23 protein-coding genes and 1 pseudogene are annotated in these 18,664 nt (G+C 39.7%); 9 read left to right on the forward strand and 15 right to left on the reverse strand.

Going from position 1 to position 18,664, the window contains the following annotated elements:
* Positions 1 to 29 precede the first annotated feature (29 nt).
* Positions 30 to 719, forward strand: coding sequence for a response regulator transcription factor (locus tag PAN07_RS11955; RefSeq protein WP_042751014.1), 690 nt, complete (start codon positions 30 to 32; stop codon positions 717 to 719).
* On the forward strand, positions 703 to 1,701 hold the full coding sequence (locus tag PAN07_RS11960) for a sensor histidine kinase (RefSeq protein WP_049511081.1): 999 nt from the start codon (positions 703 to 705) through the stop codon (positions 1,699 to 1,701). The genes PAN07_RS11955 and PAN07_RS11960 overlap by 17 nt, the downstream gene beginning before the upstream one ends.
* Positions 1,702 to 1,784: 83 nt before the next feature.
* Here PAN07_RS11960 and ffh read toward each other — a convergent pair whose 3' ends face one another.
* The 7 genes and pseudogenes from ffh to PAN07_RS11995 form a co-directional block, all read right to left on the reverse strand.
* Positions 1,785 to 3,356: a signal recognition particle protein gene (ffh, locus tag PAN07_RS11965; RefSeq protein ID WP_084862369.1), complete on the reverse strand. Its 1,572-nt coding sequence runs from the start codon at positions 3,354 to 3,356 to the stop codon at positions 1,785 to 1,787.
* 11 nt (positions 3,357 to 3,367) lie between these two features.
* A complete protein-coding gene (locus tag PAN07_RS11970) occupies positions 3,368 to 3,700 on the reverse strand; it encodes a putative DNA-binding protein (protein ID WP_084862372.1) in 333 nt (110 codons plus the stop codon).
* A 78-nt stretch (positions 3,701 to 3,778) separates the two neighbouring features.
* Positions 3,779 to 4,144 (reverse strand): annotated as a pseudogene (locus PAN07_RS11975) (transposase); the annotation flags it as partial.
* Between the two features lie 116 nt (positions 4,145 to 4,260).
* The gene (gene metG, locus PAN07_RS11980) at positions 4,261 to 6,258 is read right to left on the reverse strand and encodes a methionine--tRNA ligase (protein WP_084862374.1); all 1,998 of its coding nucleotides are present in this window, start codon (positions 6,256 to 6,258) and stop codon (positions 4,261 to 4,263) included.
* A gap of 123 nt (positions 6,259 to 6,381) precedes the next feature.
* Positions 6,382 to 7,641, reverse strand: a complete 1,260-nt coding sequence (locus tag PAN07_RS11985) for an ABC transporter permease (protein ID WP_269797989.1) — start codon at positions 7,639 to 7,641, stop codon at positions 6,382 to 6,384.
* Position 7,642: 1 nt separating this feature from the next.
* Positions 7,643 to 8,344, reverse strand: coding sequence for an ABC transporter ATP-binding protein (locus PAN07_RS11990; protein WP_125454525.1), 702 nt, complete (start codon positions 8,342 to 8,344; stop codon positions 7,643 to 7,645).
* On the reverse strand, positions 8,328 to 9,536 hold the full coding sequence (locus tag PAN07_RS11995; protein ID WP_033684942.1) for an efflux RND transporter periplasmic adaptor subunit: 1,209 nt from the start codon (positions 9,534 to 9,536) through the stop codon (positions 8,328 to 8,330). Before PAN07_RS11995 ends, PAN07_RS11990 begins: the two co-directional genes overlap by 17 nt.
* 291 nt (positions 9,537 to 9,827) lie before the next feature.
* Here PAN07_RS11995 and gor point away from each other — a divergent pair, with 291 nt between their 5' ends.
* Both gor and PAN07_RS12005 read left to right on the forward strand, forming a co-directional pair.
* Entirely contained in the window at positions 9,828 to 11,174 is a 1,347-nt protein-coding gene (gor, locus tag PAN07_RS12000; protein WP_033684941.1) for a glutathione-disulfide reductase, read from the forward strand.
* A 188-nt stretch (positions 11,175 to 11,362) separates the two neighbouring features.
* Positions 11,363 to 11,899 carry a biotin transporter BioY gene (locus PAN07_RS12005; RefSeq protein ID WP_023946412.1) on the forward strand — a complete coding sequence of 179 codons (537 nt, stop codon included), beginning with the start codon at positions 11,363 to 11,365 and terminating at the stop codon, positions 11,897 to 11,899.
* A 53-nt stretch (positions 11,900 to 11,952) separates the two neighbouring features.
* Here the strand turns inward: PAN07_RS12005 and PAN07_RS12010 are convergent, their stop codons facing one another.
* On the reverse strand, positions 11,953 to 12,168 hold the full coding sequence (locus PAN07_RS12010; protein ID WP_000807422.1) for a YdbC family protein: 216 nt from the start codon (positions 12,166 to 12,168) through the stop codon (positions 11,953 to 11,955).
* Positions 12,169 to 12,266: 98 nt separating this feature from the next.
* Here PAN07_RS12010 and PAN07_RS12015 point away from each other — a divergent pair, with 98 nt between their 5' ends.
* A complete protein-coding gene (locus tag PAN07_RS12015) occupies positions 12,267 to 12,587 on the forward strand; it encodes a hypothetical protein (protein WP_023943050.1) in 321 nt (106 codons plus the stop codon).
* A 30-nt stretch (positions 12,588 to 12,617) separates the two neighbouring features.
* Here PAN07_RS12015 and PAN07_RS12020 read toward each other — a convergent pair whose 3' ends face one another.
* The 7 genes from PAN07_RS12020 to rpsP form a co-directional block, all read right to left on the reverse strand.
* A complete protein-coding gene (locus PAN07_RS12020) occupies positions 12,618 to 12,956 on the reverse strand; it encodes an ATP cone domain-containing protein (protein WP_001196040.1) in 339 nt (112 codons plus the stop codon).
* An 11-nt stretch (positions 12,957 to 12,967) separates the two neighbouring features.
* Positions 12,968 to 13,687 (reverse strand): tRNA (guanosine(37)-N1)-methyltransferase TrmD, encoded by a 720-nt coding sequence (trmD, locus tag PAN07_RS12025; RefSeq protein WP_061425171.1) that lies wholly within the window; start codon positions 13,685 to 13,687, stop codon positions 12,968 to 12,970.
* Complete coding sequence (gene rimM, locus PAN07_RS12030; protein WP_001105892.1) at positions 13,677 to 14,195, reverse strand: ribosome maturation factor RimM; 519 nt, start codon at positions 14,193 to 14,195, stop codon at positions 13,677 to 13,679. Before rimM ends, trmD begins: the two co-directional genes overlap by 11 nt.
* A gap of 30 nt (positions 14,196 to 14,225) precedes the next feature.
* Positions 14,226 to 15,014 carry an alpha/beta hydrolase gene (locus tag PAN07_RS12035; RefSeq protein WP_269797990.1) on the reverse strand — a complete coding sequence of 263 codons (789 nt, stop codon included), beginning with the start codon at positions 15,012 to 15,014 and terminating at the stop codon, positions 14,226 to 14,228.
* A gap of 97 nt (positions 15,015 to 15,111) precedes the next feature.
* Complete coding sequence (locus PAN07_RS12040) at positions 15,112 to 15,444, reverse strand: MazG nucleotide pyrophosphohydrolase domain-containing protein (RefSeq protein WP_024057004.1); 333 nt, start codon at positions 15,442 to 15,444, stop codon at positions 15,112 to 15,114.
* A gap of 44 nt (positions 15,445 to 15,488) precedes the next feature.
* A complete protein-coding gene (kphA, locus tag PAN07_RS12045; protein ID WP_000379617.1) occupies positions 15,489 to 15,728 on the reverse strand; it encodes an RNA-binding protein KphA in 240 nt (79 codons plus the stop codon).
* A gap of 19 nt (positions 15,729 to 15,747) precedes the next feature.
* Complete coding sequence (gene rpsP, locus PAN07_RS12050; protein WP_000268760.1) at positions 15,748 to 16,020, reverse strand: 30S ribosomal protein S16; 273 nt, start codon at positions 16,018 to 16,020, stop codon at positions 15,748 to 15,750.
* A 177-nt stretch (positions 16,021 to 16,197) separates the two neighbouring features.
* Here rpsP and PAN07_RS12055 point away from each other — a divergent pair, with 177 nt between their 5' ends.
* The 4 genes from PAN07_RS12055 to PAN07_RS12070 all read left to right on the forward strand — a co-directional run bounded on the left by PAN07_RS12055 (position 16,198) and on the right by PAN07_RS12070 (position 18,650).
* Positions 16,198 to 16,341, forward strand: a complete 144-nt coding sequence (locus tag PAN07_RS12055; protein ID WP_192851466.1) for a hypothetical protein — start codon at positions 16,198 to 16,200, stop codon at positions 16,339 to 16,341.
* 376 nt (positions 16,342 to 16,717) lie between these two features.
* Entirely contained in the window at positions 16,718 to 17,314 is a 597-nt protein-coding gene (locus PAN07_RS12060; protein ID WP_084950378.1) for a DUF3796 domain-containing protein, read from the forward strand.
* A gap of 2 nt (positions 17,315 to 17,316) precedes the next feature.
* Positions 17,317 to 17,541: a helix-turn-helix transcriptional regulator gene (locus tag PAN07_RS12065; protein ID WP_023946407.1), complete on the forward strand. Its 225-nt coding sequence runs from the start codon at positions 17,317 to 17,319 to the stop codon at positions 17,539 to 17,541.
* Positions 17,542 to 17,846: 305 nt separating this feature from the next.
* Positions 17,847 to 18,650: a peptidylprolyl isomerase gene (locus PAN07_RS12070; RefSeq protein ID WP_023946405.1), complete on the forward strand. Its 804-nt coding sequence runs from the start codon at positions 17,847 to 17,849 to the stop codon at positions 18,648 to 18,650.
* Positions 18,651 to 18,664: the final 14 nt, after the last annotated feature.

An 18,664-nucleotide genomic window follows, 5' to 3' on the forward strand; every position in this document is an offset into this window, starting at 1 on the left:
AGAATAAAATAGGAAAAGGAGGAACCGATATGAAGCATATTCTGGTTATTGAAGATGAAGCCTTGATTCGAGATGAAATTGTCATCTTGTTAGAGAAAGCGGGTTATCAAGTTGATAAGTTGACTGACTTCAAAGATACAAGCCAGCAAGTGCTGCAATACGATACAGATCTAATCATACTGGATTTGAATTTGCCAGGAGAAACAGGTTTTCAAATTTGTAAAAATCTCAAGTCAAAACGCTCTGTCCCTATATTGGTTCTCACTTCCCGTGAACAATTAAAAGATGAAATCTACGCCCTGAAATTAGGGGCAGATGAGTATCTAACAAAGCCTTTCAAGAAAGAAAGATTTTTGGCACGTATAGAAAATATCTTGAAACGCTATGAAGGCAGACAAAATCTACTTGAAAAAGATAATTTTCTGCTTGATAGACAGACCTATACCCTTTATATCAATGGACACTCGATTTTACTCCCCCAAAATCAAGGGAAATTGTTAGAAACTTTATTAGTGGCAACTGATTCTGTCGTCACAAAAGAAGAACTAAGCATGAAACTGTGGAATACAACTGAGTTCATCGATGAAAATGCCCTTCAAGTAAATATTGCAAGACTCAAAAAGGTGATGAAACAGGCTGGTATTGCACTTCAAGTCAAGTCCGTCAGAGGTATCGGTTACAAATTGGAAGAGGAAAGGGAATATGAAACAGAATCCTAAATATTTGGCTACCTATCTGCCTTGGTTACTTGTTCTCTTAGCATTTGATCTATTCACAGCTGTCCTGCTTTGGCTTTCAGACGTGAGAAAGTTTCAAGCCCTCATCATTCTCTATCTTTTAGCTACTGTCCTGCTCTTTTTCATCCTATCATTCCTACTGATAAGAAAAGAAAGAAAAAAATCCGCTGCCTATAAAGCCTTCATAGCCAATCCCAAGGTCGATACTGAGCTGGAATTATTGCGTTTATCAAGTGCCTCAGAGAAAGAAAGCATCGAAGAAATCGCAAATGCGCTTTACCAAAGGCAAGCGGAAATAGGAAAGCTCAACTCATTACTAGCCGAATACGAGGACTATGTTGAAAAATGGGCTCATGAAATCAAACTCCCTCTATCGCTTCTTTCCCTCCTTTTGGACAATCAAAGTGACCAGTTGCCAAAGGATACAACTTTTAAGTTGGACTATGTGAAAAATCAAATCCAAGGAAATGTATCACAGATACTATTCTATTACAGGGTGAAAAGTGAAAAAAATGATTTTCTATTTGAAGACCTTGACCTCCAAGAGTGTATCCAAGATCTTTTGGAAAACTTTGATCCCTTGCTCAAAGAAAAGAAATTTACGATTCAGCTAGAGAACATACAAGGAATCTGCTACACCGATCAACGCAGTTTTGAATTTATCCTCTCTCAAATCCTCGCCAACGCCCTTAAATATAGCTCTGACAAGCCCGAACTCAGTATTTCTATGTCAAAAGATAAGGGGCGCACAAGTCTGATTATTAGGGATAATGGTTGCGGAGTTAAAGCTTGTGACCTCCCTCATATCTTTGAAAAAGGCTTTACAGGTGATTCAGGTGATACAAGGAAAAAATCAACAGGTATGGGGCTCTATCTAGTCAAACAATTAGCAGATGCTTTAAAAATCGAAATCACAGTAAAATCCGAATGGACGCAAGGATTTGAAATCTCTCTTTCTATTTAGTCAATTTTTCGATTAAGAAAATTGCCTAATCATAGAAAGCACATATGTTATATCAAAAAGGAAAGCACTTCTGCTTTCCTTTTTTATTTGCGTTTCTTCTTAGCTTTTTTCATTTTATTCGCCATGCGTTTCATTGACTGTTTCATAGCAAATTCACCGATTTTACCTTTTAGTCCGCCACCAAACATCTGGCTCATATCTGGCATTCCTGCTCCTCCGAGAGCTGACAAGTCAGGCATCCCACCTTGTCCCATCATTCCTTCAAGGGCAGACATATCCATTCCTCCCATATTTGGCATATTTTTAGGAAGGTTGTTTGGATTGATTCCCATCTGCTTCATCATCTTGTTCATATCACCAGACATAACACCCTGCATGAGTTGTTTAGCCTGGTTAAAGTCCTTGATGAATTTATTGACTTCGACAAAGGTATTTCCAGAACCAGCAGCGATACGACGGCGACGGCTTGGATTTAACAAATCTGGATTTTCACGTTCTTCAGGTGTCATGGAAGACACAATGGCACGTTTGCGAGCAATCTGGCGTTCATCCACCTTCATGTTTTGAAGGGCTGGATTGTTAGCCATACCTGGAATCAGCTTGAGCAAGTCTTCCATTGGCCCCATGTTTTGCACCTGATCCAACTGATCAATGAAATCATTGAAATCAAAGGTGTTTTCACGCATCTTCTCAGCCATTTCAAGGGCTTTTTGCTCATCGTATTCTTGAGAAGCTTTCTCAATCAAAGTGAGCATATCCCCCATACCAAGGATACGGCTAGACATACGGTCTGGGTGGAAGGTTTCGATATCTGTAATTTTTTCACCTGTACCAGTGAACTTGATTGGTTTTCCAGTGATGTGACGAACCGATAGAGCCGCACCACCACGAGTATCCCCATCAATCTTGGTAAGGATGACCCCAGTGACTTCCAACTGAGCATTAAACTCACGCGCAACATTGGCCGCTTCTTGACCAATCATGGCATCAACCACGAGGAGAATTTCGTTTGGTTGAGCCAATGCTTTTACGTCACGAAGCTCATTCATCAAAAGCTCATCAATCTGCAAACGACCTGCCGTATCAATCAAGACATAGTCATTATGATTGGCTTGGGCTTGTTCCAAACCTTGACGAACAATCTCCACAGCTGGAACCTCTGTCCCAAGAGCGAAAACCGGCACATCAATCTGTTGTCCAAGAGTTTTCAACTGGTCAATAGCCGCAGGACGATAAATATCCGCCGCAATCATCAAAGGACGAGCATTTTCTTCTTTCTTGAGTTTGTTGGCCAATTTACCAGCAAAAGTTGTTTTACCAGCCCCCTGTAAACCAATCATCATGATGATTGTAGGAATCTTAGGTGACTTGATAATTTCTGCCGTATCAGAACCTAAAACGGCTGTCAGTTCCTCATCAACGATTTTAATAATCTGTTGCGCAGGATTAAGGGTATCAATGACCTCGTGGCCGACTGCACGCTCACGAACTTTTTTGATAAAGTCCTTTACAACAGGCAAGGCAACATCGGCCTCAAGCAAGGCCAAGCGAATTTCTTTGGTTGCCTCTTGGACATCAGCTTCAGAGATTTTTCCTTTTTTACGTAGATTTTTAAAGACGTTCTGCAAACGTTCTGTTAAACTTTCAAATGCCATTTTTCTTCCTCTTATTCTCTATTATCAATGCTTGTTAAAATTTCTATCTGCTCCTTCAGAAAGCCATCCTTGGGATAGCGCTCCAAAATCTGGTCAAAAATCTGACTGCGGACAATGTAGTCCGAGTACATGTGCAATTTCATCTCATAATCTTCCAGAATCTTTTCTGTCCGCTTGATATTATCATAAACAGCCTGACGACTGACACCAAATTCCTCGGCAATTTCAGCAAGGCTATAATCGTCAGCGTAGTAGAGCTCGATATAATTCATTTGCTTATCTGTCAAAAGCGCCGCATAAAATTCAAAGAGCGCATTCATACGGTTGGTTTTTTCGATTTCCATAACTTTTATTATACCAAAAAATCTATTATACTTCTACATTAGAAGTCACTCTATCGGGTCAATCAAACCATTCTTCTATACAATAGATAGGACCTGATTAAAAATTTGCTCTATTATTTCCTTATATTGAAAACGATGTCTGTAATTCTTACCATAAGTTGTAAAATGAGGAATTTTATCGTTTCAATCCCCCCTTAAACCAACGATAGGCGGTATTGACCTCAATGTCCTTGATGGTTTGGAGCATGAAACTGAAACCGTAGAAACATTAGATGGGAGGAATTTTAACCAACATATGTAACAGTGGATAAACTAGGACACCTTTTATCCGAGGAATAAGTACCTGCGACCAAGAAAATGGTCTTACGAAATGAGTTCAACTAGCTCGTAAAAAACAACTTGAGTATATTTGTAGTCTTGATTTTCTTTGTGAGACTTAGGCATCATTTCTCAACCATTCTTACATTTATTATACTAATATACAACTCTACACATAGAAAAGTCCTTAGAAACTTGTAGTCTAAGGACTTTGTCTTCAAACTGACTTTAGTGTTTTATTTTTACCCAATCACACTTCCGTTTGGTACAGCTGGATCAACTGTGAGAAGGGTTAATTTCCCATCATGTTCAGCTGAGAGAATCATCCCTTGACTGACATATTTCTTCATCATCTTGCGTGGTTTGAGATTGGCAACGATTTGAACTTTCTTGCCGACCAATTCTTGTTCATTTGGATAGTATTTGGCAATTCCTGAAAGAATTTGACGATTTTCACCATCACCAGCATCTAGACGGAATTGGAGCAACTTATCAGAGCCTTCTACTTTAGACACTTCTTTGACTTCTGCGACACGGATTTCAACCTTGTCAAAGTCTTCAAACTTGATTTCTTCCTTGTTTAGTTTGAGTTCAACTTCGTCTGGGTTCCACTCTTTTTCGACTACTGGTTTGTTACCTTCCATTTGTTCCTTGATATAGGCGATTTCTTCTTCCATATCCAGACGTGGGAAGATTGGTGTTCCCTTAGCAACTACAGTCACACCTGCAGGAAAATCAGCCAAGCTCAAGTTTTCAAGGCTCTCTACTTCTTCCAAGCCAAGTTGATTCAAGACTGCACGACTGGTTTCCATCATAAATGGTTCAATCAAGTGAGCGACGACACGAAGGCTGGCTGGCAAGTGGCTCATAACACTTGCTAATTGATCACGATGAGCTTCATCCTTAGCCAATACCCATGGAGCTGTTTCATCAATGTATTTATTGGTACGAGAGATAAGGGTCCAGACTGCTTCAAGGGCACGTGGGTAGTCAACTGCTTCCATATGTGTATGGTAATCAGCGATTGATTGTTCTGCGACGTCAGCAAGAGCATGGTCAAACTCTGTTACACCTTCTTCATAGGCAGGAATTTGTCCATCAAAGTACTTATTAATCATGGAAACAGTACGGTTGAGGAGGTTCCCAAGGTCATTGGCTAATTCGTAGTTGATACGGCCTACATAGTCTTCAGGAGTGAAGGTTCCGTCTGAACCAACTGGAAGGCTACGCATGAGGTAGTAACGAAGTGGATCTAGTCCATAACGCTCTACCAACATTTCAGGATAAACAACATTCCCTTTAGACTTAGACATTTTGCCGTCTTTCATGACGAACCAACCGTGAGCAATCAAACGATCTGGCAATTTGATATCTAACATCATAAGAAGGATTGGCCAATAGATTGAGTGGAAGCGAAGGATGTCTTTTCCAACCATGTGGAAGACTGTTCCATTCCAGAACTTATCAAAGTTACCGTGCTCATCTTGACCGTAGCCAAGAGCTGTCACATAGTTAAGAAGAGCATCAATCCAAACGTATACAACGTGTTTTGGATTAGATGGCACTGGCACTCCCCATGTAAAGGTTGTACGAGAAACCGCCAAGTCTTCCAAACCTGGCTCGATGAAGTTGCGAAGCATTTCATTCAGACGACCATCTGGAGTGATAAAGTCAGGATGAGCTTTGAAAAAGTCTACCAAACGATCTTGGTATTTGCTGAGGCGAAGGAAGTATGATTCTTCAGAGACCCATTCCACCTCGTGACCTGATGGAGCGATACCACCAGTTACATTTCCAGCTTCATCACGGAATACTTCTGCAAGCTGGCTTTCTGTAAAGAATTCCTCATCTGAAACTGAGTACCAACCAGAATATTCACCCAAATAGATGTCATCTTGAGCAAGCAAGCGTTCAAAGACCTGTGCGACAACTTTTTCATGGTAGTCATCAGTCGTACGGATAAATTTATCGTATGAGATATCGAGTAATTGCCAGAGTTCTTTGACTCCAACTGCCATCCCGTCAACATAGGCTTGAGGTGTGATGCCAGCTTCTTCAGCTTTCTGCTGGATTTTCTGACCATGCTCATCAAGGCCTGTCAGATAAAAGACATCGTAGCCCATCAGGCGTTTGTAACGTGCTAGGACATCACAAGCGATGGTTGTGTAGGCAGAACCGATATGAAGTTTACCAGATGGATAGTAAATTGGCGTTGTAATATAAAAATTCTTTTCAGACATAATTTTTCCTTTCCAGGCAAATGAAACCTGTTTTTCTAACACTTCATTATATCACATTTTTAAGGATTTTCGATAGGAAAATCTATATAAAAACAAGATAGACGAGTGTCCATCTTGTTGATTTTATTCATAACGAAGGGCTTCGATTGGATCAAGTTTCGATGCCTTGTTGGCTGGCAAGACTCCAAAAATCATACCAACACTAGCCGAAACTGCAAGACTAAATAGGGCAACCGGGATTGACACTCCTACTTCTATACCTGCAATCAATCCTTGCAAGAGTATGCCAGCTATAGCGGTTAAGCCTGTCGCAATGATTAGACCAATAACTCCGCCTAGCAAAGTCAAAATCATGGCTTCAATCAAAAACTGAATTAAAATATTGGCACGCGTTGCACCCAAAGCCTTACGGAGACCAATCTCACGCGTTCGCTCCGTCACCGAAACCAGCATGATGTTCATAACACCAGTCCCTCCAACAAAAAGGGAAATTCCTGCAATGGCACTAATAATCGTAGTTATAAAGCCGAACAATTGTTGTACTTCTTGGAAGGCTGCAGTCGCATCTGACACCTGATACTCCCCTTGCTGAAGACCAGCAATCTCGGTCAATTTTCTAGCTAATTCTGGTCCCACTGTTGGTGTCAAACTGGTATCATTGACACGGAAGACAATATCAGAAATTTCATCCATATTGAAGTTGTTGGCAAGAGAAATATTAGTCGTAATTGGAAGTCCGCCAATACCAAAAGTCTTGGCAGTCTTGGCCTCATCGCTGGTATAGACACCAATGACACGATAGCTAAAGCCACCAACATCTATAACCTGGTTAACAGCTTCTTGAGCGGATCCGAACAGACTGTTAGCAAGTTCCTGGTCTAGCAAAATGACACTGGCCACATCTTTATAATCCTGAGCTATAAGACTACGACCTGCAACAATTTCATTTTCAACCGCCTTCATGTAAGTAATATTTCCACCTGTCAAGCTAGCGCGCTCCACTTTTTTATCTTTATAAGACAGGGTGGTATTTGTTGAGTTGGTTACATAGTAACTGTCCACCCCTTTAACTTTAGCAGCCTCCTTGACCCAAGCTTCTTGTGGTTTTGGTGGTTCCACAGGAACTTCCTCTTCTTTCCCAGAAACTGTCAATGCTGATTGTTTTTGGGTAAAAGAGCCATCTTTACTTTTAATAGGTGAGAAAAAAACATGGATATTCTTCTGTGACTTGGTCATGTTTTTATTGACCTGACGAGACATGGAATCACCTAGAGCCATAATCACAACAACCGATGACACACCAATGATAATCCCAATCATAGTAAGAAAAGAGCGCATCTTGTGGGCCATGATAGATGAAAAGGCGAATTTTAGATTCTGCATCTTAATTTTCCTCCTTTTCTAACTGAGCACTATCAGATGAAATAACTCCATCTCGAATGACAATCTGGCGTTTGGCATAAGCAGCGATTTCAGGTTCGTGCGTTACCATGATAATGGTTTTTCCTTCTTTATTCAGTTCAACCAATAATTGCATAATTTGATTCCCTGTTTTGGTATCCAAGGCTCCTGTCGGTTCGTCCGCTAGGATAATAGAAGGATTGTTTACCAAGGCACGCGCAATAGCTACACGTTGCTTTTGACCACCAGATAATTCCGAAGGTAAATGGTGACTTCGTTCTGTCAATTCAACCTTATCTAGATATTCCTCAGCTAACTTGCGCCGTTTTGAAGCTGAAACTCCTGCATAAATCAAGGGCAATTCTACATTTTGCAGAGCATTGAGTTTGGATAGAAGAAAGAACTGCTGAAAGACAAATCCGATTTGTTTGTTGCGGACCTTGGCTAGTTGTTTTTCACCAAGTCCAGCCACTTCTTGACCTTCAAGATAATACTCTCCACTGGTTGGTGTATCCAACATGCCAATCGTATTCATCAGCGTAGACTTACCAGAACCAGATGGTCCCATGATGGCAACAAATTCACCCTCATTCACTTCTAGGTTGATATTTTTGAGAACCTGCAGTTCTTGGTCGCCATTACGGTAGCTTCTGCAGATATTTTTTAGACTAATTAGTTGCTTCATCAGCCTTCACCTCTTTTCCTTCCTCTAGAGAAGACGTTGGGTTACTGATGACCTTGACTCCATTTGTCAGACCTGAAGTGATTTCTTGGTTGTCTGCATCAGCATTACCCAAACCAACTTCCACTTTCTTGGCCTTTTTCTGCTCGTCAAGCACCCAGACATAGTTCTTATCATTTTCAGTCACAACACTTGTTAGAGGAACCAAAATGGCTTTACTCTTATTCTTAACCTCAACACTTACTGAGAATCCTTGTTTCAAATCACCGATTTCACTTGTAACATCGATGGTATATGGATATTTAGAACCAGAATTACCACCTGTTGCGGCAGTAGCTGCACTTGCTGCTTCACCACTAGTTTTAGGATAGTCAGAGATATAGCTAATCTTACCTGTCCAGCTCTTATCTTGGTAAACTTTAGAAGTAAAGGTTACTTCTTGTCCTACAGAGAGGTTGGCAAGGTTATATTCAGATAGTTCACCCTTAACTTGCAAGTTTTCATTACTTACGACATGAACGACTACTTGACTAGCTCCTGTTGGAGATTTAGAAACATTGTGGTTGACTTCAACCACAGTTCCCTCCAGGGTACTGAGAACCGTCATGGCATCCAACTGACTTTGAGCCTTACTTAATTGCGCTTCTGCATCTGCACGAGCATCACGGGCATCACCTAGTTGTGCATCAATAGATGAAACTGCATTTCCTGAGACTGGAGCTGGAGTTTGCCCTGCAGCTCCTTCGCCTCCTGCTGGTGCTGGTAACTGTGGAGCCGGAGCTGAAGCGGCTTCATTTCGTGCTTGATTGAGTTCATTGATATGACGATCTGCCTTAGCTACTGCTCGGCTAGCTGAATCATAGGCCGCCTGGGCTTCTGAACTACTGTACTTGACTAAAGCCTGTCCTTCGCTGACCTTATCACCCACAGAAACAAGGATTTCATCTAAATCTCCCTTACTAGCATCAAAATAAACATATTGTTCATTTTTTGCTGTTACTGTCCCTGACAATAAAACAGAGGACGCCACGCTTCCTTCCTTGGCAACAACAAGATGAGTAGGCTCATCTTTTACAGCGGTCTGAGATGGTTGTCTAAAGAGCAAAATCCCCCCAGCACCTAATACAACTACACTTGCAGCACCGATTGCTGCATACAATTGCCACTTTTTAGCTTTACGATTCTTCTTCATAATGAAACTCCTTTTTGATTTAAAGTCCTTAACAATATTATATAAAAATTAGCAAATATAAACAATAACAGTTCAGAACGAAATAATGACATTTCGGGATTTGATTATTGTTCGGAATCTATTTTTTACTACCATTGTACTAGTTATATAATACACTTTATTTTTCCTTTTTGCAAGCCTTTTCTTTAATTTTTTTGAACGTAGCAGATTTTTGCAATCAAATCAAAAAAAAGATAGAATATGACTATCAAAAAATGACACTCTACTATTTAAAAGAGTATAAAGGAGTTTTCAATGAGAGAATATGATATCATTGCTATCGGTGGTGGTAGCGGAGGAATTGCTACCATGAACCGTGCTGGTGAACACGGAGCTAAAGCGGCCGTTATTGAGGAAAAGAAATTAGGTGGAACCTGTGTCAACGTCGGTTGTGTTCCTAAAAAAATCATGTGGTACGGGGCGCAAATCGCTGAGACTTTCCATCAATTTGGAGAAGACTACGGCTTTAAGACTACTGATCTTAACTTTGACTTTGCTACCCTACGTCGCAATCGTGAAGCCTATATTGATCGCGCTCGTTCTTCTTATGATGGCAGTTTTAAACGCAACGGAGTAGACTTGATTGAAGGCCATGCTGAATTTGTAGATTCTCATACTGTCAGCGTAAATGGTGAACTGATTCGTGCTAAACATATCGTGATTGCTACTGGTGCCCATCCCAGTATTCCAAACGTTCCTGGTGCTGAACTAGGTGGCTCTTCTGATGATGTATTTGCTTGGGAAGAATTGCCAGAGTCAGTTGCTATTCTAGGCGCTGGTTATATTGCCGTTGAATTGGCTGGCGTACTCCACACTTTTGGTGTCAAGACAGACCTCTTTGTTCGCCGTGATCGTCCTTTACGTGGTTTTGATTCTTACATCGTTGAAGGTCTGGTCAAGGAAATGGAAAGAACAAACTTACCACTTCACACTCACAAAGTCCCTGTTAAGTTAGAAAAAACTGCTGAAGGCATTACCATTCATTTCGAAGATGGTACTAGTCACACAGCTAGTCAAGTTATCTGGGCTACTGGTCGCCGTCCAAACGTTAAGGGCTTGCAACTTGAAAAAGCTGGAGTAACTCTGAACGAACGTGGCTTTATCCAAGTAGATGAATACCAAAATACTGTTATTGAAGGAATCTACGCTCTAGGTGATGTAACAGGTGAAAAAGAACTAACTCCAGTTGCTATCAAAGCTGGACGTACCCTATCTGAACGTCTCTTTAACGGAAAAACTACTGCAAAAATGGATTACTCAACTATTCCAACTGTCGTCTTTTCACACCCTGCTATCGGAACTGTTGGTTTGACAGAAGAGCAAGCTATTAAAGAATACGGTCAAGACCAAATCAAGGTTTACAAATCAAGCTTTACGTCTATGTACTCTGCTTGCACTGACAACCGTCAAGAAACACGTTTCAAATTGATCACAGCAGGTTCAGAAGAAAAAGTTGTCGGACTTCATGGAATTGGCTATGGTGTTGATGAAATGATTCAAGGATTTGCTGTTGCTATCAAAATGGGAGCAACCAAGGCAGACTTTGATGCAACTGTGGCGATTCACCCAACTGCATCTGAAGAATTTGTAACTATGCGTTAATCGAAACAACAGAAGCTGATACAAATGTGTCTGCTTCTTTTTTGATGTTTTCGAATCGATGAAAACAACTTAACCAATAAGCAAAATCGGCCGTTACAGTTTTTGTTACCTTGTTTTAAAAAATTGGTTGACAATAATTACTCTACGAGTATAATAGTTACTATACATCAGAAAAGAGGTTAACTATTTTGAAAAAAGCTCATATTTATGCTATCCCTGCTATTGGAGCTGCTCTCATTGCTGTTTTGGCACAAATCAGTCTTCCAATTGGACCTGTTCCCTTCACTCTGCAAAACTTTGCAATCGGCTTGATTGCAACTGTCTTTAGACCAAGAGAGGCTGTACTTTCTGTTGGACTCTATCTTCTTCTAGGTGCTATCGGTCTTCCTGTTTTTGCAGGAGGTGGAGCTGGTTTTCAGGCTTTAGTTGGTCCTACTGCAGGCTATCTTTGGTTTTATCTTGTTTATTCTGGACTTACATCCTCTCTAACCAACAGCAAGAGTAGTGTTGTCAAGATTTTTCTTGCAAACCTCTTGGGTGATGCCCTTGTCTTTGTCGGCGGGATTCTCAGCTTACATTTTCTTGCTGGAATGGCATTTGAAAAAGCTCTTGTTGTGGGGGTCATTCCCTTTATCATTCCAGACCTTGGTAAAATTATTGCTATTAGTTTTATTAGCCGTCCATTACTTCAACGCCTTAAAAATCAAGCTTACTTTGCTAACTAAAAAAGGATATCGAGTTGTCATGACTCAATATCCTTTTCATTCATTTTGACAACTTAGTTGCCTTTAAAGGCATCCACCATCGTTTGAAATTCTTCATTTGAGAGAGTGATCCCTTTACCCATTTTAGTATGGTCTGGACTCCAAGCACGAATATCAAACTTTGCAGGGGCTCCATTAAAGCTCACACGGTTGATTTCCTTGGTCCAACCTTTTTCGTTTTCAGAAAGAGTCAACAAGTGCTCTTCGATTTCAAATGTAAATTCTGCCATTTTCTTCTCCTTTTTTTGCTTTCATTTGATTATTCGTAAAATCTTGTAGATTTTAGGAAAATTTTATATAATATTGATATAAAAGAAGGGAGGCCAATATGAGACATAAATTCCAGCAAGTTCTAGATAAAATACATGACTTTTTAAATGGACATGAAGAACCAGACCATACTGAAAGCAACTCCCTTACAGCCACTATTGAAGAGGCTATCCAGAAACAAACTGCTGTTCACCTTATCTTGTCTGAGACAAGTTTTACAGGTGACATCATCAAATACGATCAGCAACGCCAGCAAATTATCGTGAAAAATTTTGCTAAAAATGTGACCCGTATTATCCGCATAAGCGATATTCAACGCCTACGATTTGTCCCTTCAACTGTCCAAACAGCCCAAAAAAATAGATTTAAGAAAGAGTGAGATGTAGTTGCTTCATCCCACTCTTTTTTCTTAGCGAATTTGTTCAAAATGTAAATGAACTGCGATATGATCTCCATAACCACTTCTTTCCAAGTCACGTTGTAGACGATAGGAAATGTAGTGTTCTGCAATGGTAATGTAACCTGCACCCAGCAAACGATGTTCAACCATAGACTGAATCATGCTAATGGTAGCACGTTCCACCTTGGCCTCTTCCAAGTCCAAAACTACTTTCTTAGTGACTTGTGCAAGGTTTTGACGCAAATCATCTGTCAATACATAGACAGTCTGAGCTGCCTTTAAGATAGCTTGGTAAATCTTATCTGGATTAAATTCAGCAATTTCTCCATCACGTTTGATTACTTGCATAGGTATCTCCTTTATTCTTTGTTTTCTTTGATTTCTGCCAGCATTTTTTCTTCTTCTGCTGTCAGTTGATAATGTTCAAGCAAATCCGGTCTGCGTTTATAGGTTTTCTTTAAACTCTCATACAGGCGCCACTGACGAATCTTTTCATGGTGCCCGCTCATTAGTACATCTGGGACAACCATGCCTCGATAATCATAGGGACGTGTGTACTGAGGATATTCAAGAAGGCCTGAAGAAAAACTATCATCTTGGTGGCTAGACTCCTTGCCAATTACTTCTGGAATCAGGCGTACCGTAGCATCAATCATGGTCATAGCCGCCAACTCTCCACCAGTCAAGACATAGTCGCCTAGGGAGATCTCATCTGTCACCAAGGTCTTAATTCGCTCATCATAACCCTCATAGTGCCCACAGATAAAGATTAGCTCTTCCTCTTGAGCCAAATCCTCAGCATAAGCCTGATCAAACTGCTTGCCAGCTGGGTCTAGGAGAATAACGCGCGGATTTTTCTTTTCAATAGCGTCAAAGGCATCGAAAATAGGTTGTGCTCGGAGCAACATCCCCTGACCACCTCCGTAGGGCTCATCGTCTACATGGCGGGCCTTTTCAGCATTTTCTCGAAAATTATGATACTGGATATCCAAGAGCCCTTTTTCTCGAGCCTTTCCAACGATTGAGTGCTCCAGTGGAGAAAACATCTCTGGAAAGAGGGTTAAAATATCAATCTTCATCGTCTAACCCTTCTAAGATTTCCACATCGACGCGGTTATTCGGAATATCAACATTGAGAACCACTGGTGGGATATAAGGCAATAACAAATCACGCTTGCCTTTTCGCTTGACTACCCAGACATCGTTAGCACCTGGTTGTAGGATTTCCTTGATGGTTCCAATCAAGTTGTCTCCCTCATAGACCTCCAAACCGATAATCTCGTGATAATAAAATTCACCATCGTCTAGGTCATTCAAATCTTCCTCAGCAACCTTGAGACTATATCCCTTGTACTTTTCGATAGCGTTGATATGGTACATATCTTTGAATTTAATGATGTCAAAGTTCTTCTGTTTTCGGTGGCTAGCAATAGTCACTGTTTGGACAAACTGATCTTTTTCATCAAACAAAGCCAGCTCAGCCCCTTTTTTAAACCGTTCTTCTGCAAAATCCGTCACAGACAAGACTCGCATCTCACCCTGTAACCCCTGCGTATTGACGATTTTCCCAACATTAAAGTAGTTCATCTTGTCTCCTGTAGTCTATTTATTTCCATCTTATTCTGACAATTCTCGAATAATAGTCACAATTTTTTCTGATTCTGACCATTGTAAATAATGGTGATTCCCTCCTAAAATGAGTTTAGTATTGGAAGTCCAATATTCTGATTCTCTGTACTCTTTTTCTCTATAAGCCTGACAAAAAATAAATACAGGGACATGAGATTCTATCGACAAATTCTCAAAATCTTCCTCAGTAATCTCTCCAGATATCTGAAATTCTGAATCTTGATTTTGCAACTCTGAACCTTTTTCTTGCATTATTTCCCAGATTTCTTTATTGATTTCAGGGCTAAATGTGGCTTGAGTTAAGCTCTTAAAATAAAGTTCAGGACCACACTCCTCAATCAGCATCATCTGCTCTTCCATTTCTGGATAAGGATTTTCTGAAAAATCAGCAAACATGACTTTTTTAGTTGTCGGTTCCATTGCTACTAAAGCCTGACACTTAATTGGTTTGTTGAGCAATTTACAAGCTAAAATTCCACTCAAACTATGTACACAAAGTATATATTCAGAAATCCCTAATTCTTCAAGTACTTCATAAACCGCATCTGCAAGATTATCCAGATTTTTTCCAGCTTGGTCATGAATCGGACTTCTACCTGTGTTTGGAAAATCAATTGTCAAATAACCAATTGTGGGAGGAAGTTTTTCGAGTATAAGTGAAAAATTTTCATAACTTGGTAGCAAACCTGCACCACTTAAACAAACTAGCATTTTCTTTTGCTTTTGATAAGTAACAGAGAGACAACCAATTTCTGTAGATACTTCAATCCTCTTCATAAAGAAATCCACTCATTCTGTATAATGAATTATAAAAAATCCTTATCCTTTATTTTATCACGTTCCAAGGATTTTCTCAAGTTGGAGAAAAAGTATGTCAACTCTCGAATTCCTTCAAAAATCCTTCCAAATCACGTTCATGTTGGTACTTAATGGCTGCAGTTTTGTCTTTCTCAAAGATGGTTTTAGTTAGGTCAATATGGTTGATGGCTGCGATTGCGACGGTGTAGTGAATGATATCAGCCAGTTCTTTTGCTAGTTCCTCGTTCGAATCCTGAACGCCCTCTTTTCGACCAGAGCGCCCATTCAAAACTTCGGCTACTTCTCCGACTTCCTCCACTAGCTTGATAAAAAGACCTTCCTCAGTCCGAGACTGCTGGTAATGTTCGAGTAAGTAGTCTTGTAATTGTCTAAACGTTAAATCCTTCATATCCTGCTCCTCGCAAAAAAAGCGAGACATTCGTCCCGCCCTTCTTATTTTTCGTCAATAACGATTCTTACTTTTTTGTCTTCAGTTGGGACAGAGTAGACAATCGTTCTTATCGCAGAAATAGTGCGACCCTTACGACCGATTACACGACCCACATCGCTTTGATCAAGATCCAAATGATATTCCAAAAATTCTGGTGTATCTTCAATCTTGATAGTTAAGGCATCTGGTTGTGAAATCAAGGGTTTCACAATCGCAATAATGAGATTTTCAATCGTATCCATCTGTCAACCTACTTTAAACTTATTTTGAGAATTTAGAATCGTGGAATTTTTTCAATACGCCTTCTTTTGAAAGGATGTTACGTACTGTGTCTGAAGGTTGAGCTCCATCAGCCAACCATGCAAGAACGCGGTCTTCTTTCAAAGTTACTTGGTTTTCAGCAACAAGTGGGTTGTAAGTTCCAACTGTTTCAATGAAACGTCCGTCACGTGGTGAACGTGAATCTGCTACGTTGATACGGTAGAAAGGTTTTTTCTTAGAACCCATACGAGTCAAACGGATTTTAACTGCCATTTTTAAAGTCTCTTTTCTTATTTTTTATTTCGGTGAAATAGCTGAGCTATTTAGCACATGTTCTATTATAGCAGATTTCTGGCAGGTGTCAAGAAAAAAACTTGACAGACTATAAAATTTTTAAACCATTTAGAAATTTGTTAGAAGTAGGAAATAAATGTTTGAAAGAGGCTATCCGTGAATACTATTTTAGAAACATTTTATAAAGACCATCAAGTCAAGCCCTTCATATCGCCTGAACGAGATTTGGATACTTGGCTCCTAAATCCCAAGCCTGCTCCCAAGCGAAATATCAAGGATTTTAAGAATGATATCTACTAATTAATTTATAAAATATGAATTAATAGATTATAAATAGGGGAATAGTTTAGTTCTGTAAAAATTAACTTCTACACCTATAAAGCTTATTCTGACAGACTTTATAACAGTCTAAGAAAAAAGTAGAGATTCATACAGTATCTAGATTTTCCAAAAATTCTTTATCATCAAATATTATTAACAAAACTATCCAAACCAAATCCGATGCATTGCTTCAAAGAATTCTTTAATTGTTTGACTATCAAGGGCTTTTATTAAAAAATTTTTTCAAATAATTGCCACCTTGGCACATAAATTCTTGCTTTCTAAATTTAAATGTGATATATTTATAACATAAATTTAAGTGTTATATATTTATAACACAAAAAAGGAGTATATCATGAAAAAAATTCAAAAAATGCGTGGCCTCATTTCAATGATTGCCGTAGATCTCTTTATTGATTTTACTGTTTTATTTGGTTCTAATCTTAGTTGGGGACCCAAATTAGTTATTGCTGGTATTTCAGTGTTAGGTCAGATTGTAGCTATTTGGGGCTGGCTACATATGAAATCATGGCCTCATAAGAGTCAGAAAAGTAAGGTAAAGACTATTTTTGACTTGTCTGCTAAACTTTACACGATACTTTTTTTTGCAGCAAGTATTTTTTATACAGTAGGGATTTGGGTTGCGACCCCAAGCGTGAGTTCTGGTATTAAAGAATGGATTTTGGGAATTGGCCTCGTTATTGAAATGATTGGATTTGGTTTTTTCTCTTTAAAAAATGTCAAGGAAACTCCGGACGAACGCTTTTATGCTAATTTAGCCAAGGCAGCTAGCTTGATGTTTGTTTTTATACTAGGCGCACTGATGATTCTAGCAGTTATCATTGGGTATATGGGATCTCTCACTCTTTACATTGGACAGATATTTATTAGCATAGCTGTCTTGATTTGCATCTTTGCGGTTGTCTATCTTATCTTGGAACGTAGAGGATAAACATGGCCAAAGAAAGCAATATTATTACTAATCTCAAATCTGTTCGTGAGTCCACAGGCATGACTCAGCAGGAGTTAGCCGACCTCATCGGCATGCGACGCGAGACAATTCTGCACTTGGAAAATAACCGTTACAACCCTTCGCTGGAAATGGCTCTTAAAATTGCTCAAGTTTTTAATCTGAAAGTAGAAGACCTCTTTGAACTCAGACATAAAGAGGAAGCATAATTCTTTTCGAGACCTAGTATTAAGTTCATTGACTAATTAGGAATTGAAGCCAAAAGAAAAAATCCTTTGAAAATGTGCTCTTTTAAAATATAGTAATTCTTTCTAATTGACGTTTACTAATTGTGATACTTTACGAGCTTTCTTAAGATCTGATTCCCTAAATACTTTGAATACACTTATGGCATTGATGCTCCTAAGCAAGCGACTTTCTGGTTGGCTTCCTCTTAAACTGTCTTGTCACTAACATTTGAAATCCACTTCCTTTTAGGGTACAATGGTAGAAATAAATTTTTGAGAGGAATAGAATGAAAAAACTAGCAACCCTTCTTTTACTGTCCACCGTAGCTCTAGCTGGATGTAGCAGCATCCAACGCAGTCTGCGTGGTGATGACTATGTTGATTCCAGTCTTGCTGCTGAAGAAAGTTCCAAAGCAGCTGCCCAATCTGCCAAGGAGTTAAACGATGCTTTAACAAACGAAAACGCCAATTTCCCGCAACTATCTAAAGAAGTTGCTGAAGACGAGGCTGAAGTGATTCTACACACAAGTCAAGGAGATATCCGTATCAAACTATTCCCTAAACTCGCTCCTCTAGCGGTTGAAAACTTCCTCACTCACGCCAAAGAAGGCTACTATAACGGCATTACCTTCCACCGTGTCATCGATGGCTTCATGGTTCAAACTGGAGATCCAAAAGGGGACGGTACAGGTGGTCAGTCCATCTGGCATGACAAGGATAAGACTAAAGACAAGGGAACTGGTTTCAAAAACGAGATTACTCCTTATCTCTATAACATCCGTGGTGCTCTTTCTATGGCTAATACTGGTCAACCAAACACCAATGGTAGCCAGTTCTTCATCAACCAAAACTCTACAGATACCTCTGCTAAACTCCCTACAAGCAAGTATCCAAAGAAAATTATCGAAGCCTATAAAGAAGGGGGAAACCCTAGTCTAGATGGCAAACACCCAGTCTTTGGTCAAGTGATTGACGGTATGGATGTTGTAGATAAAATTGCTAAAGCCGAAAAAGATGAAAAAGACAAGCCAACTACTGCTATCACAATCGATAGCATCGAAGTGGTGAAAGATTACAATTTTAAATCTTAAAAACCAAAAAAATA

It is taken from the genome of Streptococcus sp. SM5 (assembly GCF_027497975.1).

Coding starts and splice junctions, on each gene's coding strand:
- PAN07_RS11985 (WP_269797989.1), bottom strand. CDS start 7,641: ATGCAGAATCTAAAATTCGCCTTTTCATCTATCATGGCCCACAAGATG.
- kphA (WP_000379617.1), bottom strand. CDS start 15,728: ATGGATACGATTGAAAATCTCATTATTGCGATTGTGAAACCCTTGATT.
- PAN07_RS12035 (WP_269797990.1), bottom strand. CDS start 15,014: ATGAAGAGGATTGAAGTATCTACAGAAATTGGTTGTCTCTCTGTTACT.
- PAN07_RS11955 (WP_042751014.1), top strand. CDS start 30: ATGAAGCATATTCTGGTTATTGAAGATGAAGCCTTGATTCGAGATGAA.
- ffh (WP_084862369.1), bottom strand. CDS start 3,356: ATGGCATTTGAAAGTTTAACAGAACGTTTGCAGAACGTCTTTAAAAAT.
- metG (WP_084862374.1), bottom strand. CDS start 6,258: ATGTCTGAAAAGAATTTTTATATTACAACGCCAATTTACTATCCATCT.
- rimM (WP_001105892.1), bottom strand. CDS start 14,195: ATGAACTACTTTAATGTTGGGAAAATCGTCAATACGCAGGGGTTACAG.
- PAN07_RS12065 (WP_023946407.1), top strand. CDS start 17,317: ATGGCCAAAGAAAGCAATATTATTACTAATCTCAAATCTGTTCGTGAG.
- PAN07_RS12020 (WP_001196040.1), bottom strand. CDS start 12,956: ATGCAAGTAATCAAACGTGATGGAGAAATTGCTGAATTTAATCCAGAT.
- PAN07_RS11970 (WP_084862372.1), bottom strand. CDS start 3,700: ATGGAAATCGAAAAAACCAACCGTATGAATGCGCTCTTTGAATTTTAT.
- PAN07_RS11990 (WP_125454525.1), bottom strand. CDS start 8,344: ATGAAGCAACTAATTAGTCTAAAAAATATCTGCAGAAGCTACCGTAAT.
- PAN07_RS11960 (WP_049511081.1), top strand. CDS start 703: ATGAAACAGAATCCTAAATATTTGGCTACCTATCTGCCTTGGTTACTT.
- gor (WP_033684941.1), top strand. CDS start 9,828: ATGAGAGAATATGATATCATTGCTATCGGTGGTGGTAGCGGAGGAATT.
- trmD (WP_061425171.1), bottom strand. CDS start 13,687: ATGAAGATTGATATTTTAACCCTCTTTCCAGAGATGTTTTCTCCACTG.
- PAN07_RS12070 (WP_023946405.1), top strand. CDS start 17,847: ATGAAAAAACTAGCAACCCTTCTTTTACTGTCCACCGTAGCTCTAGCT.
- PAN07_RS12015 (WP_023943050.1), top strand. CDS start 12,267: ATGAGACATAAATTCCAGCAAGTTCTAGATAAAATACATGACTTTTTA.
- PAN07_RS12060 (WP_084950378.1), top strand. CDS start 16,718: ATGAAAAAAATTCAAAAAATGCGTGGCCTCATTTCAATGATTGCCGTA.
- rpsP (WP_000268760.1), bottom strand. CDS start 16,020: ATGGCAGTTAAAATCCGTTTGACTCGTATGGGTTCTAAGAAAAAACCT.
- PAN07_RS12040 (WP_024057004.1), bottom strand. CDS start 15,444: ATGAAGGATTTAACGTTTAGACAATTACAAGACTACTTACTCGAACAT.
- PAN07_RS12010 (WP_000807422.1), bottom strand. CDS start 12,168: ATGGCAGAATTTACATTTGAAATCGAAGAGCACTTGTTGACTCTTTCT.